This window comes from Micromonospora pisi, from assembly GCF_003633685.1.
In the GTDB taxonomy this organism is placed as follows: domain Bacteria; phylum Actinomycetota; class Actinomycetes; order Mycobacteriales; family Micromonosporaceae; genus Micromonospora_G; species Micromonospora_G pisi.
Genome location: NZ_RBKT01000001.1, coordinates 6,186,589 through 6,201,914 on the forward strand (window position 1 = coordinate 6,186,589; position 15,326 = coordinate 6,201,914).

Here is a 15,326-nt window from a genome sequence, read left to right on the forward strand (position 1 = left end):
CGGGTGTCCGACGTGGATCCGACCGGCCCTCGGGGCCGGTCGGATCCACGCACCGCTCAAATGGGTTGAACCCTGGTGTGCAACCGGTTGGGATGGGCTCATGAAGATCCGTCAGCTCGCCAACGAAGAACGTCCCGTCACCACGTGGCCACTGCAGGGGTACGCGTTCGAGCCGTCCCCGATGGCCGCCGCCGACGCGGAGAAGCTCCGCGATCACCTGCCGTACCACCGGCAGAACGTCACGCTCGTGGTGGAGGAAGACGGGGGAGAGACCCTCGCCGCGGTGAGCGCCTTCCCGATGCGGCAGAACGTCCGTGGCACGGTCCTGCCGATGGCGGGTGTCTCCGGTGTCGCCACCCATCCGTTGGCTCGTCGGCAGGGCCACGTCCGTACGCTGCTCACCCAGCTGCTCGGCGAGATGCGCGACGAGGGGTACGCGGTCAGCGCCCTCTACCCGTTCCGCTCCTCCTTCTACGCCAGATTCGGATTCGCCGGCCTGCCCAAGCCGCGTACGGTCAGCTTCTCCCCGGCCGACCTCGGCGGTCTGCTGAATGCTGACCTCCCCGGCGAGCTGCGCTGGCAACGGGTCCGGGACGGGTACGACGCCTACCGGGGCCTCACCGAGCGGCTGCTCGGCTCGCGGCACGGCTTCTCACTCGCCCCCGACTACCAGGCGGTGCGGCTGCGGGACAGGGACGACCGCTGGTTGGCCAGCGCCTGGCTCGACGGTGAGATGATCGGCGCGGTCACCTACCGGATCGACGAGCACGGCGGCACCCTGACCGGCGACGACCTGCTCACCGTGGGTCCGCTCGGTCGGGCGCTGCTGCTCCAGTTCTTTGCCCGCCACGTCGACCAGGTGGCCCGGGTCAGCATGGTGGTTCCGGCCGACGAGACACCGGAGCTGTGGGCCACCGACCTGGCCGTCCAGACCGAGTCGCGAATCGCCTTCCCCAGTTCGGTCGCTCCGATGGCCCGGGTGCTCTCCCTGGACGCACTGGACGGCCTGGCCAGCGGCCCCGGCCGGGTACGGGTCGAGATCGTCGACGACCCGTTCACCGCCGGCGACTACCTCCTCGACGGCGGTTCCCCCGGCTCCGGTGGCGGTCGGCTGGAGGTGAGCCGCGCCGCCGGTGGTGCTGTGCCCACCGCGACGCTGACCGCGGCCGGGATCTCCGCGCTGGTCTACGGCGTGCTCGACCCGGAGGAGGTGCCGTTGCGTGGCTTGGGCACCGTACCGGCCGACGCGGCGGTCGAACTCCGCTCGCTCTTTCCTCGTGCCATGCCCTATCTCTTCGTCGACTTCTAGTCGCCGCGAAACGGGCACACCAAACCCGTCTTTCCCGTACGCGTGCCCCCCGCGACCCCGCGACCCCGCGACCTTTGGGACAAGGGATCAGGCGGGGGTACGGCGCATCGGCACGTGGGGGATGCCGTCCTCGAGGTACTCCGGGCCGATGGGGGCGTAGCCGTAGCGGCCGTAGAAGCCGGCCAGGTGCGCCTGCGCCTCCAACACGCTGGTCCGCTCGCCGATCACCCGCAGGGCCTCGGTGATCAACCTTCCGGCGTGGCCGTCGCCGCGCGCGTGCTGGGCCACCACGACCCGTCCGATCCGCTCCACGCCCTCCGGGTCGGCGAGGATCCGCAGGTACGCCACGGGCGCCCCGTCCTGCTCCAGCCAGAGGTGGCGGGTGCCCGGCTCGACGTCCCGACCGTCCAGTTCCGGGTACGGGCACTTCTGCTCGACCACGAAGACGTCGACCCGCAGCCGGATCAGGTCGTGCAGCGTACGGGCGTCGAGGTCGGCGAAGGGGGCGACATGGAGGGTGATCGGGGGATGCATCCCGCGATCGTATGTGCCCCAACCCTCGGTCTCACACCTGCCGCCGTCACCCGGCGCGATGCGCCGCTGGGTGTTAACAAGGGGCCCTTCCTCTACGGAAAGCGATAATAGGGGGCCCTTCCTTTCACGCGGGGCGGGCGCCGACGGTGTCCTTGATCGCGGCACCCTGGTCGCCCTCGACCGCCCGGGCGCAGTGGGCGCAGCAGAAGAAGCGGCCGGAGACCTCCACCCCGTGTCCGACGATCCGGACCTGGCAGTGCTCGCAGATCGGCGCCAGACTCTGGATCGCGCACTCGAACGAGTCGAAGGTGTGCGAGTCGCCGCTGACCGTCCGTACCTCGAACGACATCCAGTAGTCGTTGCCGCAGGTTTCGCAAGTTGCCATGACAAATCCCCCTGTTTCGGACACTGCTCCCAGCTTGCGGCCTCGTGCCCCCACGAGTTAGTCAAACGGGCAAAACAACTCAACGCGACCCCTGACCGATCTGCCGCGTTGAGCCGGGTGGGTGGGCCGGAGCGGCGACCGCGCAGGCGGGGTCGCGGGACACCACCGATGGCACGGAGTCGTTGACTGGAGGGCGAAATGATCAAACGGAACCGACTGTTCGGGAACCAGACCCGGGTGACCTTCTCGCTGCCGAAGGACGCGCCGACCGGCACGGTGAGCGTCGTCGGCTGCTTCAACGGGTGGGAGCCCGGCCGGCACGAACTGGTGCCGCGCCGGGACGGTCGGCGTACGGTGACGGTCCGGCTCGCTCCGGGCGAGTACCGGTTCCGCTACCTCGCCAGCGGCGGGGTCTGGCTCGACGACGAGCAGGCCGACCTGGTGGACCAGCAGGGTGGTCGGCTGCTGCTCTGAGCAGCGCGTACGTCGGGGCGGGTCACCGTCGTGGCGGCTGGGCGGGCCCCGGCCGGGGCCGCCGGTACGGCCGCCCCGGCGTGATCCGGACGGATCAGGGGAGAAACGGATCAGGGGCGGTCGGTCGGGTCCAGGCGCATGGAGACCGAGTTGATGCAGTAGCGGGCGTCGGTCGGGGTGAAGCCCTCACCGTCGAACCGGTGACCCAGGTGCGAGTCGCAGTTGGCGCAGCGCACCTCGACCCGGACCATGCCCAGCGAGCGGTCCTCGATGTAGCGGATCGCGCCCGGCAGGGCCTGGTCGAAGCTCGGCCAGCCGCAGTGCGAGTCGAACTTGGTGTCACTGGAGAAGAGTTCCGCGTCGCAGGCGCGGCAGCGATATGTCCCCGGAGTCTTGGTTTCGACGTATTCGCCGGTCCAGGCCCGCTCGGTGCCGGCCTGACGCAACACCCGGAACTCCTCGGGCGACAGGCGGACGCGCCACTCGTCCTCCGTACGCGGAAGCTCCTTCTTGTCAAGAGTCATGCCTCAACGGTACGGCGGCCGGGGCGCGGGTGATTACCAACTGCCCCGGGTGGTCGTTGACCGGGTATGCGGGCGGCCACCAGGCCGGGCGGGGAGCAGGACGGCAAGCATCAGTTGGTGGTGCTGGCCAGCTTCCGGCCGACCTGGCGCCAGGCGCTGCTGAACGGGCTCTGGGCCGGCGTGGTGGGCACGATCACCCTCACCAGCGCCGTGCTGACCGGACCGACGGTGCTGGCCGTACTGGTCGGTGGGACCTGGCAACTGCGCGCCCCGACCCAGGCGAGCTGGCTCGCCGTACTGGCGCCCCTGCCGCTCGGCCTGATCTACGGGGTCGCGATCCGGCGTCGGATCGGCGCCCGCCTCGACGAACTGGGTGTGCGCAGTGTGCCCCTCGGGCTGGACGGCTTCGCCCCCTGGCGTCTGGTGGTGGACATCCGGGCCGAGCGTCGACGGGGGCGCACCCTGGTCGCGGTCTACCTGCACAACGGCGCCACGCTGCGGTTGCGCGCCCCCTATGACGGGTGGCTCGGGCGGGACCCCAGGTTCGAGCGGAAGCTGTTCCTTATCTGCCACGTCTGGTCGACCCACCGGGACTGGCTGGTGCCGGGACTCGCCCCGGAGCCGCGTCCGGGCGAAGGATCGGTGCCGGACGGCCCGCCGGGGCCGTGAGCAGCCGCCTGTTGGCATATGGTCGCGGCATGGTTGGCAGCGCGAAGGCGGCGGCCGTCGAGGTCGAGGTGGCTGGACATCAGGTACGGCTGAGCAGCCCGGACCGGGTGATCTTCCCCGGGCGCGGCTTCACCAAGAAGGACGTGTTCGAGTACTACGTGGCCGTCGGTGACGGGATCATGCGGGCACTGCGGTCCCGTCCCACCACCCTGCAACGCTTCCCGGACGGCATCGAAGGCGAGATGTTCTTCCAGAAGCGGGTGCCGGCCCGGGGCGTACCGCCCTGGGTGGAGACCGCCCGGATCAAGTTCCCGAGCGGCCGTACCGCCGACGAGCTCTGTCCGGCGGACCTGGCCCATGTCGCCTGGGCCGCGCAGATGGGCACGGTGGTCTTCCATCCCTGGCCGGTCCGGGGCGCCGACGTGGACCGGCCGGACGAGATGCGGATCGACCTCGACCCGCAACCGGGCACCGACTTCGGCGACGCGGTGACGGTGGCGGGGGAGGTGCGCGCGCTCCTGGACGAACTGGGCGCGACGGGCTTGCCGAAGACCTCCGGCGGTCGGGGCGTGCACGTCTACCTCCGGATCGAGCCGCGCTGGACCTTCACCGAGGTACGCCGTGCGGTGATCGCGTTCGCCCGCGAGGTGGAACGACGCCGACCCGACCTGGCCACCACCGCCTGGTGGAAGGAACAGCGGGGCGAGAAGGTCTTCCTGGACTACAACCAGATGGCCCGGGACCGGACGATCGCCTGCGCGTACTCGCTGCGCGCCAACGCCCGGGCCACCGTCTCCACCCCGGTCACCTGGGACGAGTTGGCCGACGTCGAGCCGGACGACTTCGACCTCCGTACGGTGCCACCCCGGCTGGCGAAGATCGGCGACCCGTACGCCGTCCTGGACGAGACGCCGTGGGACATCACGCCCCTGCTGGAGTGGGCCGAACGCGACGACCGGGGCGGCTCGGGTGATCTCCCGTACCCGCCGGACCACCCGAAGATGCCGGGCGAACCGAAGCGGGTCCAGCCCAGCCGGGCCCGGCAGACCGACGGGAAATCCGAATAACGAGGCGCCCGGCAACCGGTTGCGGCTCAGCGAGATCACAAAATGTGCCATCCTGCCCGGTGGCACGAAACCGCAGGTCAGAGCACTCGTTGCGCTAAGTGACGGCGTTTACGGCAGGCGGTCGAGGGAGGCTGAACTCCTGCTGACCGGCCCGCACCGGGAAACCGGAAACCGGTGCGCGGTGCCCGCCGGCACGTCGGCCGGGCAGTGCGGCCCGGCGTGGCCGAACCCGTGCGGGTCGGCCGGGCGGGTCCTCGCCGTGTCGAGGAAATCATCGATCATCAGACCACGAACCGGCAGGTCGACCCCCTCGGGCGGGCGTTGCTCGCCGCCGCCGGCGGTTGCCACACCCTCACCCGCGGACCGGCCGGTACGTGTTCGGGAAGCGGTGCCTTCATGGCCACGCAGGCAGCATTCAACGCCGATCCCTGGGTACGCCGCGAGATCGTCACCGCAGAGCTGGACTGGCTCGGGGACGAACTGTGCCGGCGTACCGGACGACCCCGCGCCGCGGCGGGAACCAAGGGCGACTATCTGCACCTCAGGGGCGCGCACCGGTCGCAGGAGTTCATCGAGAAAAGTCCATTGTGCACAAACCGTACCTACACCAAGCAGACCGGTCTGACCGCCGACCAACTGCGGCACATCGCCGGTTTCGACTTCACGCCCGGCGACACCGAGAGCATGATCGCCCAGTCCAAGCGGCTGCTCACCGCGATGAAGGCCGGGCAGCTCGAGGAGGTCCGGGAGATCTACTGCAATGTCGACGGCGACAAGGTGGTGGACGGCTGGGACAACGTCCGCAACGTCGCGGCCACCTCGGACAGCTCACACCTCTGGCACTGGCACCTGAGCCTCGATCGGCGCCACTGCGCGGACCGGAAGCTGATGGAGCGGATCCTCGCGATCGCGCTCGGCGAACCCATAATCGAAGAGGAGACGGACATGATGACCCCGGCCCAGGACGGCGCGTTGTCGGTGGCCTGGCAGGCCACCGACGCGTTGCTCGACATGCAGGAGACCACCGACGGCGGGACCCGTGAGATGAAGTTCGTCCGCGAGTTCAACCAACTCCGCCGTGACGTCACCGCCCTACTGAAGCTACAGGCGGCCGAGGCGGCGAAGCCGACCCCGATCGACTACGACAAGCTGGCCGAGGCGCTGCTGCGGAAGGTGGCCGCCGCCTCGCGTTGATCCACCTCGCGGGCGTACGAGCGCGCCACGCGCCGGCACCGGCGCCGGCCGTGCGTACTCACGAGCAGCGGGGTCCGCCGGATCCGGCCCCGCGCGCCGCACGGGCCGTCGTGTATCCACGGCGGCGGTCCGTACGGCGTCCACCGGCGGCGGGCCGGGCCGTCCCGACGCACCCCGGTCCGGCCCGCCGCATCCGGCCCGCCGCACCCGGTCGTCGGTGCGGACCACGGCGTTGACCTGCTGAAACGCGACAGATACCGGATCGGCGGAGGACGACCGACCGTGCTACCACTTGAAGCCAGGGGGCAAATCATGAGTCTTACCGCCTACCGCACGGACCGGTACACACCGACCGCTCACCCCGAATCCGACCACGTCCTGACGGGCCGTCCTGAGCCCGGCACCCGGAGGAGCTGACGATGCGTCCTGTGCTGATCATCTCGGGACGGCATCCGTTCGAGGTGACCCTGCTCGCGGCGGCGGTCGTCTGCGGCGTGGGCCTGCTGCTGAGTGACGCCCGACCGCGCTCGGTGACCGTCGCGATGCCGTTGACCGTCCAAGCCACCTGGGAGATCGGACTGATCGTGGGCGGGGTGCTCGGCCTGGTCGGCGTCAGCTGGCGCGGCCAGCTCTCCACCGGACTGGGCCTGGAACTCGGTGCCATCGTGCTCTTCGGCACCACCACCGGGATGTACGCGATCGCACTGTTGGCCATCAGCGGCCGGTCCGGTCTGGCCGCCGGCACCTTCGTCGCCGCCGTCTCGGCCGCCTCCTACTGGCGGACGGTGCAGATAGTCCGCGACCTCCGCCGACTGGCGCGGGTGGGCACCACCTGCACGCTCGTCGACGTACCCCTGCTCGTAGAGAGAGAATCGCCGTGATCACCGCAGTATCCGCCCCGACCGGCCCGCCCTGGATCCAGATCCTGCTCTCGGTGGTGGGACTGCTCGGTGGCACCGGCGGGGTCACCGCGATCGCCACCGTCGCGCTGCAACGACGCAAGTTCCGGGCCGACGCCGCCGACGTACTCACCGACACGGCCCTCACCCTGGTCGATCCACTCAAGACCCGGGTGGCGGAGTTGGAGGCGGAGACCCAGCGGGCCCGCCGGCAGGCCGCGGCGGCGAGTCGCGAGATCCGTGAGCTGCGCTCCGCGGTCCAGGAGATGTCCGATCTCATCCGCCGGTGGCAACGGGCGATCTTCGCCAGCGATGCCACCATCGAGCGGCTCCGGGAGTACATCCTCGCCGGTGAGGCCGGCGGTGGTCCGGCTTCCCGGATCCCGTGACGTCGGCCGCTGGTGACGGCCAGCGGCCTATCCCCGCCGGAGCGGGAGCTTCATCCCCTCGTGGCTGGCCTGGAATCCCAGTCCGGAGTAGAAACGGTGAGCGGCCGTACGTCGCTTGTCGGTGGTCAACTGGACCAGGCCGCAGCCCCGCTCCCGGGCCTGCTCCACCGCCCAACCGATCATCGACCGCCCCAGGCCGGTGCCGCGTCGGTCGCTGCGTACGCGCACTCCTTCGATTTCGGCACGCTCGGCGCCGCCGCGGGTGAGCGAGGGGATGAAGGTGAGTTGCAGCGTGCCGACCACCTCGCCGTCCTGGTCGGCCACGATCAGCGCGTTGCGCGGATCGGCGTCGATCGCCTCGAACGCGGCCCAGTAGGCGGCGTCCACCTCCTCGCCCACGACCTCCCGCTCGGCGCCCAGGTCGTCATCGGCGAGCAGCGCCACGATCGCCGGCACGTCGCCGCGGCCCGCGGCCCGGTAAACGATCTCCGTCACGTGGCCAGCCTGGCACACCGTCCCGGCGCCGGAACCATCGGCCGGGCCGGCTAGAACCACCCCGGTCGCCGTGGTCACCGGCACCGGTCCGACGGTCCCCGGTCAGCGGGCCGGGCAGCGCAGGCCGGTCGGCGGCACGGTGAGATCGATCAGGTACGCGTCCACCGCCTCGGTGACGCAGCGGGTCTGCGGGTACGCCGTGTGCCCCTCGCCCTCCCAGGTCAGCACCGTGCCGACGCCGAGCATGTCGGCCAGCTTCGGCGTCTGCTCGTACGGTGTGGCCGGATCGCCGGTGGTGCCGACGACCAGGATCGGCGGTGCCCCGGTCGCCGCACCGGTCGGGTACGGGTCCCGCTGCCCCGGCCAGTACCGGCAGGTCAGCAGACCGGTGGCGAGCGCCGCCCCGAACAGCGGGTACTTCGCCCGCCACTGCGCCTGTAGCTCGCGGATCCGGGCCACGTCGGGCGTGCCCTCGTCGTCCGCGCAGTTGATGGTCAGGTTGGCGTCGAAGAGGTTCGAGTAGGTCCCGTCGGCGTCGCGCTCGGCGTACGAGTCGGCCAACTCGAACACCCCGGTCGGGTCACCGCCCTCGAGCCGGTCGATCGCCTTGGCCAGCTCCTCCCAGCCGGACTCGGTGTAGAGCGAGGAGATCACCGCGTACAGGACCCAGCCGCCGGTGGCGGTCCGGCCGTCGCGCCCGCGTACCGGGGAGACGTCGGCCTTCGCCAGCGCGTCGGTCACCGCCTTGCGGGCATCCGGTGCGACCGGGCAGCGGGACGGGGTCTGGGCACACCACCGGGTGAAGTTGGTGAACGCCAGCTCGAACCCCTTGGCCTGGCTCTCCGAGTCGGCGACGCTGTCCTGCTGCGGGTCCACCGCGCCGTCGAGCACCAGCGCCCGTACGTTGCGCGGGAAGAGCTGCGCGTAGGTCGCGCCGAGCAGGGTGCCGTACGAGTAGCCCAGGTAAGTGAGCTTCTCGTCGCCCACCGCCGCCCGGATCGCGTCCATGTCCCGAGCCGCCTGCTCGGTGGAGAACAGGCGCAGATCGTCGCCGTACTTGTCCGCGCACGCCTCGCCGATGCGCTGGTTGAGCGCGACCAGGCCGTCGAATCCGGCCTGGCTCTCCGGGTCCGGGTCGTAACCGAAGCTCGTGTCCAGGTTGGCGTCGGAGACGCACTCGACCGGGCTGGAGCGGGACACCCCGCGCGGGTCGAAGCCGACGATGTCGAACCGATCGGTGACGTCGTCGGGCAGCCCGCCGAAGGCCGGGCCGAAGGAGAGGTAGACGGCGGTGTCCACGCCCGAGCCGCCGGGGCCGCCGGGGTTGATCAGCAGCGACCCGATCCGGTCCCGTTGCCGGGTCGAGCGGGCCCGGATCAGGGCGATGTCGAAGGTGGCGCTGTTGCCGGGGGTGGCGCTGCTGCCGGTTCCGGGGGCGGCGGTGCCACCGGCGGCCAGCCAGTCCCGGGGTACGGCGATGGTGGCGCAGTCGTACCGCATCTCCGGCGCGGTCCGGCCGACCAGCTCACGCGCCGTCTCCGGGCAGGGTTTCCAGGCGGCGGCCGACCCGACCGGGCCGGACGCGGCACGCCCCGGCGCTCCGCCGTCGGTGCGCGGTGCGAAGACGGGCAGCGTGCAACCGCTCAGTACCAGTGTGGCGGCGACACAGCCGGCGAGTACGCGCCAGCGTCGGGCGAGCGTGCGGGTCACCAGAGACCTCCCGATCCATCGGTCGCCAGGCTACGCGTCGCTCACGCCCGCCCGGTCGCCGCCGCCGGGTCGCCACCGAGCACCTGGTCGACGTCGAAGCGGATCGGCCGTTCCAACTGTCCGTAGCCGCAGGAGCGGGGCTCCCGGTCCGGCCGCCAGCGGGCGAACTGGGCGGTGTGCCGGAACCGGTCGCCCTCCATCGCGTCGTAGCCGACCTCGGCCACCAGTTCGGGGCGCAGCGGTTCCCACTCCAAACTCTTGGTGCCGGTCCACCGGCTCGGTCCGCCGGGTAGTCGCTGGCCACTGGCCGGGTCGCCGTGCACCCACGGGTGGCCCTCCGGGTCGCCCCGGAAGGGGGCCAGTTCCTCCAACAGTTCCGCCCGTCGCGCGGCGGTGAACGAGGCGCAGACCCCCACGTGGTGCAGTACGCCCGCGTCGTCGTAGAGGCCGAGCAGGAGCGAGCCGACCACCGGCCCCGACTTGTGCCAGCGGAACCCGGCCACCACCACGTCCGCCGTACGGGCGTGCTTGATCTTGAACATCAGCCGCTTGCCCGGCTCGTACCTGATCTCGGCCGGCTTGGCGATCAGGCCGTCCAGCCCGGCGCCCTCGAAGATCTCGAACCAGCGTCCGGCCACGTCCGGGTCGGCGGTGCTCGGCGTGACGTGCACCGGCGGCTCGACCCCGGCCAGCGCCGCCTCCAGTCGGGACCGGCGGTCCGCGTACGGCAGCTCGACCAGGGCCTCGTCGCCGAGCGCGAGCAGGTCGAAGGCGACCAGGTCGGCCGGGGTCGTCTCGGCCAGCATCGCCACCCGGGACGCGGCCGGGTGAATCCGTTGGCTGAGCAGCTCGAAGTCGAGCCGGGGCGCGCCCTGGGGCCCGTCGCGCCGGATCACGATCAGCTCCCCGTCCACCGCGCAGCGCACCGGCAACTGCCGTCGGGCCTGCTCGACCACCTCGGGAAAGTAGCGGGTCAGCGTCTTACCGCCCCGGCTGGCCAACTCCACCTCGTCGCCGTCACGGAACACGATGCAGCGGAACCCGTCCCACTTCGGCTCGTAACTCATGCCGGTGGCGGTGGGTATCCGTGGCACGCTCTTGGCCAGCATCGGCTCGACCGGCGGATTGATCGGCAGCTCCACCCGCCCAGTCAACCAGAACCGGCCGGTGCTGGTGGCCCATCTCATCCGCCACACCGGCCCCGGCTGCCCCGTACGTCCCGACGGGTTCGGCGTTTGCGCAGGTCAGAGCTATCTTCGCCGGATGCGGGGGTGGGTTTGCGCCTGTTGTGGGCGCTGGCAGGTGAGTATCGAGCGGATCTCGGGCCGGTACCTGTACCGGCTGGTCCGCTACTACCCGACAGAGGTCGGCGGGGGCCGGAACGTGCTGGGCGAGGTGGGCACGGTCGACGCGCTCGAGCGGCTGCTGCGGGCCCGTACGCCGCTCACCCTGGCCGACCTCCGGGAGGCCGCCTGAATCGGCGCCGGTCCGGCCCGTCCCGCGCTCCGCTGTTACGCTTGCGATGATCTTGAATGGGTTGCGTCGGTGGTCCCGGCGTGGGCGGCGGGAGGGCGGCAAGGTGGACGCGCTGACGTACCCCGAGACCGGCGCCACCTTGACCGGCGAGCTTCCGCCGGGCTACCGCCACCTGCGGTACCGCACCCGGCTCGGTGCGGTGGACCTCGCCTCCGCCGGCGACGCGGTGCTCGACTGGCGGCTGCACCGGGCCGCCGGGATCCGGATCGAGGCGTCCGCGCCCCGCGCGGCCGAGGGGGTCACCGTGGTCTCCGGGCTCGGCGTCGGCCGGCTGCGGCTGCGCGCGCCGTGCCGGGTGGTCTGGGCGGTACGCGACGAGCACCGCGCCGGCTTCGGCTACGGCACCCTGCCCGGCCATCCCGCCCGGGGCGAGGAGGCGTTCCTGGTCGAGCGGGACGACCGGGGTGACGTCTGGTTCGGCGTCACCGCCTTCAGCCGTCCCGCCGGATGGCTGATGGGCTCGGCCGGCCCGTTCGCGGTCGCGTTCCAGCAGCTCTACGCCCGGCACCTCGGCCAGACCCTGCGCCGCCTCGCCGTCCCACAGCGCTAGCCCGCCCCGCCCCACCCGGCGCCGCCCCGCCGCCGCCCGCCCCGCCGCCGTCCCACCCCGCCAGGGCGTTAGGAAGGGGCCCTTCCTCTACCGAATCCGATAACAAGGGGCCCTTCCTTACCCCGCTAGAAGCGGGCGAAGGAGCGCAGCGGCATACGCGGGCCGAAGCGGGGAGCGTGGGCACCGGCGGCGGCCAGCAGGAGGCAGACCCGACCCCGGTGCCCCCGGAACGGCTCCAGCAGTTCGAGCATCCGGGCGTCGTCCCCGCGCGCCTGCCCGGCCAGCGCCCAGCTCACCATGTTCGGAATGTGATAGTCGCCGACGCTCACCGCGTCGGCGTCGCCGTAGCCGGTCCGGACCACCTCGGCGGCGGTCCACGGCCCGATCCCGACGATCGCGGTCAGCCGCCGGGTCGCCTCGTCCGAGTCGGCGCACCGCTCCAGCCGGTCGGCGACCGCCGCGGCCCGGCGCAGCGTCTCGGCCCGGCGCTGCTCGACCCCGAACGGGTGGAACACCCAGTACGGGGCGGCCGCCAGGGCGGCCGGTTCCGGTGGGGTCCAGAGCGCGGACACCGGTCCCGGGGCAGGGGTGCCGAAGTGCCGGACGGTGGCCGCGTAGCCCCGGAACGCCTCCGTGCCGGTGACCTTCTGTTCCATGATCGTCCGGAGCAGCCGGGGAAAGACCTGCCCGGTACGGGGGATCCGCAGTCCCCGGTGGGCGTGGGCCAGTTCGGCCACCAGCGGGTGGGCGGCGGCCAGCGCCGCGAATCCGGTCAGGTCGTCACGGAGTCCGGCGATCGAGTCGGCCCGGTCGAGCACCCACCCGGCACCGGGGCCGTACCCGGTGGCCAGCAACTCCCCGCCGGTACGCCGCAGCGCGAGCGTCGCCGGCCCGTCCGGCGTACGGGTGGCCCACCAGAACGAGCCGTCGACAAAGCGGGCACACGGGTCGTGGTTGCCCATGGCGAGCAGTCCGACCGAGGCGGCCAGGTGATAGCCGTCGGGCGGGCGGAGGGTCCGCGTCGCCGCTGCTGCCGTTTCGGTCACCCGGACACTGTGCCACGCGCCGTCGGGTCCGCCCAGGTCCGGGGCGACCCCGTGACCTGCGCGAAGACCGGAAACGGGAAGGCACCGGGACGCCCGTGCGCGTCCCGGTGCCGGTCTTGCCCGGAGCAGGTCAGCTGACCTGGCAGTGGTGAGCCGTCCTTCCTTGTCCGTCCGCTCGGTCGCGGGTCAGCCGTGGGGATTGGTGGGGGACCTGATGACACACCGGTCGTGGAGGGGTGACTGACGGCGTGCCCACCTGCTCCGGGAAGTCGTTCCCGTCCGTCGGGGTCGGCTACCGGGTGACGGTCAGCCGGATCACGTCGAAGGCGGGGATCTGGTTGGCCCGCTGCATCATCGGCACCCGGTGCGAACCGTCGCCGGCCCACGAGGCGCACTGCGCCTCACCGGCGGCCGGCAGACCGGGCACGGTCACCGTGACCTCGTCGGCCTGGGCGCCGCCCTTGCCGTCCTCGGTCGCCACGAAGAACGCGGGCACCGGCGCCGGGTCGGGCGCGCTCCGGTCACTGGTGAGCATCCGGCAGGCGGTGTGGAAGTGGCCACGGACCAGCCCGTCCTCGGTCAGGAACGAGCTCTCCTTGTAGTAGCCGCCCTGACCGGCCGCGAGGAACCGGTCCCGGACCAGGTTGCGGGTGCTCACCCGGATCGTGAACGACTGGTTGATCCGGACCCGGCGCGGCGCCTGGGTGATCAGCAGCGACGGGTTGTCCTCGGCGGTGCCGACCTCGCCGAACTCGGTGCTGACGCAGCGGTCGCCGTTCTGGAAACCGTCGTGCGGCTGCTTCTGGCTCTGCTCGCAGCTGTTGCCGAGGATCTCCAGCGGGGCGCCCGGGTTGGCCGGGTTGCCGACCGGGGGAGCACTGCTCGACGTACCGGGGCGGGGGGTGCAGTTTCGACCCCGGTTGCGGTCCTGCTGCCGGTTCTGCGAGCCGGCGATCAGCGGCTCCTGCCCGTCGCCTGGGTGCTGGATGGAGCCGTGGTCGTGGTACGCCGCCGCGGTGTTGGACGGGTTCGGCACCCCGCCGGTCGGGGCCGGGCTGCCGGGGTTGAGGGTGGCCGCCGGTGCGCTCGCCCCGGGGGACGTGGTCGCCCCGGCCGGTGGTGTCGTGGGCCGGGCGGGGGTGGTCGCCGGCGGGCAGAAGTTGTTACGGGAGCGCCAGCCGAGCGTGCCCGCGGAGGAGACCTGGGTGACCGCGACGATGCCGCCGAAGACGACCAACGTGGAGAGTACGGCGATCAGCCGGGTGCGGCGGGGCGGCCGGTTCGACCGGCGTTGCCGGGAGCTGCGGGCGGGGGTGTCGTTCACGTGGAGCACCTCTTCCTTCGAGGGTTGATCAGCGGGGGCGGATCAGGCGGACCATGCTGTAGGCACCGGCGATCAGCGCGGCCAGCAGCACGAGCCAGACGACGGTCGGGTTGACGCCGCCGGTGGCGGCGCGGGTGTCGACTCCACTGAGGAGCGAGCCGGTGCCGCCGACGACGGCCGCTGCCGCGGCGGCCGGGGCGGGGGCGGGGGGCAGCGGAAGCCGTTCGTAGTCGACCAGCCCGGTGCTCTCCAAGAGCGTGATGTGGGTGAGGACGAACGCGTTGGCCTGTGCGGCGAGTTCGCGGACCACCTCGTTACGGGTGCCGGCGCGAACGGCGCCGATCGCCGGGAAGATCTTGCCGTGGGCCGCTCGCAGCCGCTCCACGAAGACCAGGTCGAACTGGGGGCCGGTGGCGCGTTGCATCTCCGCCAGCCAACCCTTCTGTTCGGGGGTCGGTTCGGTGGGCAGGGCCACGCCGAGCTTGGCGGCGGCCTTGTTCACCAGGTCGTCCAGGGTCATGTGCTGCGGGCCGATCTTGCCGCCGACCTCACGGACCTTGGTGGACGCGCCCTTGGCGACAGCCATGTCGCTGGCCGGCATCTCCCAGAGCCCGGCCAGCTTGACCTTGACCAGCAGGTCCCGGTCGGCCGGTCCGACCGGCCCGGCGGCGGACGCCTTGGCGGGCATCTCCGCGAGCGGATTCGGCACGTCGCCACTGACCGGGCTGCCCGACGGGTGCGCGGCCACCGGCCCGTACGCCGGTGCCGGTGGCACCGCGCGTGCTGGCTGGTACGCCGGCATCGGCTGGGCCGCCCGTACCGGGCGGGCCTGCGTCGGCTGGCCGCCGAGCGAAGCGGCCGAGGCCGCCACCGGGGCGCCGAGCACGCCGCCGAGCAGCGCACCCGCAATTCCGGTGATCAGCGCCAACGGCCACTTCGACCCGCTCAGCGAACGTGGCAGTGCGGTCGACATGGGCTCACCTCCCCCTGACAATCAACAAATCTTCGACTGCCCGGAAACCGTACGGATCGTATTGTCCAACCGTCAATCCGGGGTCAACAAGATAGGGAATTCTTAGGTCTTACTTAACAGGAACTTATGTTGGCGAAGGTCAACCGCAGGCATCGGCCGTTCGGCTGATGGGTACGGTTCCATGCCCAGGCCACAAGGATGGTCAGGGTCGCCTTGACTTTTGCGCCCGGGCTACCATACTGGCTGGT

19 protein-coding genes are annotated in these 15,326 nt (G+C 71.7%); 9 read left to right on the plus strand and 10 right to left on the minus strand.

The window, feature by feature from the left end:
- Nucleotides 1-100 precede the first annotated feature (100 nt).
- Nucleotides 101-1,309 (plus strand): GNAT family N-acetyltransferase, encoded by a 1,209-nt coding sequence (locus BDK92_RS26585; RefSeq protein WP_121159152.1) that lies wholly within the window; start codon nt 101-103, stop codon nt 1,307-1,309.
- An 87-nt stretch (nt 1,310-1,396) separates the two neighbouring features.
- Here the strand turns inward: BDK92_RS26585 and BDK92_RS26590 are convergent, their stop codons facing one another.
- Together BDK92_RS26590 and BDK92_RS26595 are read right to left on the minus strand one after the other, a co-directional pair.
- The gene (locus tag BDK92_RS26590) at nt 1,397-1,843 is read right to left on the minus strand and encodes a GNAT family N-acetyltransferase (protein WP_121159153.1); all 447 of its coding nucleotides are present in this window, start codon (nt 1,841-1,843) and stop codon (nt 1,397-1,399) included.
- A 124-nt stretch (nt 1,844-1,967) separates the two neighbouring features.
- Entirely contained in the window at nt 1,968-2,228 is a 261-nt protein-coding gene (locus tag BDK92_RS26595; protein ID WP_121159154.1) for a Prokaryotic metallothionein, read from the minus strand.
- 198 nt (nt 2,229-2,426) lie between these two features.
- Here BDK92_RS26595 and BDK92_RS26600 point away from each other — a divergent pair, with 198 nt between their 5' ends.
- Complete coding sequence (locus BDK92_RS26600; RefSeq protein WP_121159155.1) at nt 2,427-2,702, plus strand: isoamylase early set domain-containing protein; 276 nt, start codon at nt 2,427-2,429, stop codon at nt 2,700-2,702.
- Between the two features lie 110 nt (nt 2,703-2,812).
- On the opposite strand, the gene msrB is transcribed toward BDK92_RS26600, so the two are convergent.
- Nucleotides 2,813-3,226 carry a peptide-methionine (R)-S-oxide reductase MsrB gene (gene msrB, locus BDK92_RS26605; protein ID WP_121159156.1) on the minus strand — a complete coding sequence of 138 codons (414 nt, stop codon included), beginning with the start codon at nt 3,224-3,226 and terminating at the stop codon, nt 2,813-2,815.
- 66 nt (nt 3,227-3,292) lie between these two features.
- Between msrB and BDK92_RS26610 the strand changes: the two genes are divergently transcribed.
- Complete coding sequence (locus tag BDK92_RS26610) at nt 3,293-3,895, plus strand: hypothetical protein (protein ID WP_121159157.1); 603 nt, start codon at nt 3,293-3,295, stop codon at nt 3,893-3,895.
- A 29-nt stretch (nt 3,896-3,924) separates the two neighbouring features.
- Nucleotides 3,925-4,962, plus strand: coding sequence for a non-homologous end-joining DNA ligase (gene ligD / locus BDK92_RS26615; RefSeq protein ID WP_121159158.1), 1,038 nt, complete (start codon nt 3,925-3,927; stop codon nt 4,960-4,962).
- A 108-nt stretch (nt 4,963-5,070) separates the two neighbouring features.
- Here the strand turns inward: ligD and BDK92_RS38545 are convergent, their stop codons facing one another.
- On the minus strand, nt 5,071-5,310 hold the full coding sequence (locus tag BDK92_RS38545; protein ID WP_147457120.1) for a hypothetical protein: 240 nt from the start codon (nt 5,308-5,310) through the stop codon (nt 5,071-5,073).
- Between the two features lie 48 nt (nt 5,311-5,358).
- On the opposite strand from BDK92_RS38545, the gene BDK92_RS26620 reads away from it, so the two are divergent.
- The 3 genes from BDK92_RS26620 (at nt 5,359) to BDK92_RS26630 (ending at nt 7,444) form a co-directional block, all read left to right on the plus strand.
- Nucleotides 5,359-6,156: a hypothetical protein gene (locus BDK92_RS26620; protein ID WP_147457121.1), complete on the plus strand. Its 798-nt coding sequence runs from the start codon at nt 5,359-5,361 to the stop codon at nt 6,154-6,156.
- 419 nt (nt 6,157-6,575) lie between these two features.
- Complete coding sequence (locus BDK92_RS26625; protein WP_147457122.1) at nt 6,576-7,037, plus strand: hypothetical protein; 462 nt, start codon at nt 6,576-6,578, stop codon at nt 7,035-7,037.
- Nucleotides 7,034-7,444, plus strand: a complete 411-nt coding sequence (locus tag BDK92_RS26630) for a hypothetical protein (RefSeq protein ID WP_121159161.1) — start codon at nt 7,034-7,036, stop codon at nt 7,442-7,444. The genes BDK92_RS26625 and BDK92_RS26630 overlap by 4 nt, the downstream gene beginning before the upstream one ends.
- 27 nt (nt 7,445-7,471) lie before the next feature.
- Here BDK92_RS26630 and BDK92_RS26635 read toward each other — a convergent pair whose 3' ends face one another.
- The 3 genes from BDK92_RS26635 to BDK92_RS26645 all read right to left on the minus strand — a co-directional run bounded on the left by BDK92_RS26635 (nt 7,472) and on the right by BDK92_RS26645 (nt 10,791).
- Nucleotides 7,472-7,939: a GNAT family N-acetyltransferase gene (locus BDK92_RS26635; protein ID WP_121162606.1), complete on the minus strand. Its 468-nt coding sequence runs from the start codon at nt 7,937-7,939 to the stop codon at nt 7,472-7,474.
- Nucleotides 7,940-8,041: 102 nt separating this feature from the next.
- The gene (locus BDK92_RS26640; protein WP_121159162.1) at nt 8,042-9,649 is read right to left on the minus strand and encodes an alpha/beta hydrolase; all 1,608 of its coding nucleotides are present in this window, start codon (nt 9,647-9,649) and stop codon (nt 8,042-8,044) included.
- Nucleotides 9,650-9,690: 41 nt separating this feature from the next.
- Nucleotides 9,691-10,791, minus strand: a complete 1,101-nt coding sequence (locus BDK92_RS26645; protein WP_121162607.1) for an ATP-dependent DNA ligase — start codon at nt 10,789-10,791, stop codon at nt 9,691-9,693.
- Between the two features lie 121 nt (nt 10,792-10,912).
- Here BDK92_RS26645 and BDK92_RS26650 point away from each other — a divergent pair, with 121 nt between their 5' ends.
- Nucleotides 10,913-11,125: a hypothetical protein gene (locus BDK92_RS26650; protein ID WP_121159163.1), complete on the plus strand. Its 213-nt coding sequence runs from the start codon at nt 10,913-10,915 to the stop codon at nt 11,123-11,125.
- A 46-nt stretch (nt 11,126-11,171) separates the two neighbouring features.
- The gene (locus BDK92_RS26655) at nt 11,172-11,735 is read left to right on the plus strand and encodes a DUF1990 domain-containing protein (RefSeq protein WP_121159164.1); all 564 of its coding nucleotides are present in this window, start codon (nt 11,172-11,174) and stop codon (nt 11,733-11,735) included.
- A 125-nt stretch (nt 11,736-11,860) separates the two neighbouring features.
- Here the strand turns inward: BDK92_RS26655 and BDK92_RS26660 are convergent, their stop codons facing one another.
- The 3 genes from BDK92_RS26660 to BDK92_RS26670 form a co-directional block, all read right to left on the minus strand.
- A complete protein-coding gene (locus BDK92_RS26660; RefSeq protein WP_121159165.1) occupies nt 11,861-12,781 on the minus strand; it encodes a DNA-3-methyladenine glycosylase family protein in 921 nt (306 codons plus the stop codon).
- A gap of 292 nt (nt 12,782-13,073) precedes the next feature.
- Nucleotides 13,074-14,105 (minus strand): Pecanex-like protein 1, encoded by a 1,032-nt coding sequence (locus BDK92_RS26665; RefSeq protein WP_121162608.1) that lies wholly within the window; start codon nt 14,103-14,105, stop codon nt 13,074-13,076.
- A 28-nt stretch (nt 14,106-14,133) separates the two neighbouring features.
- A complete protein-coding gene (locus BDK92_RS26670) occupies nt 14,134-15,078 on the minus strand; it encodes a DUF4142 domain-containing protein (RefSeq protein ID WP_246017256.1) in 945 nt (314 codons plus the stop codon).
- Between the last annotated feature and the right edge of the window lie 248 nt (nt 15,079-15,326).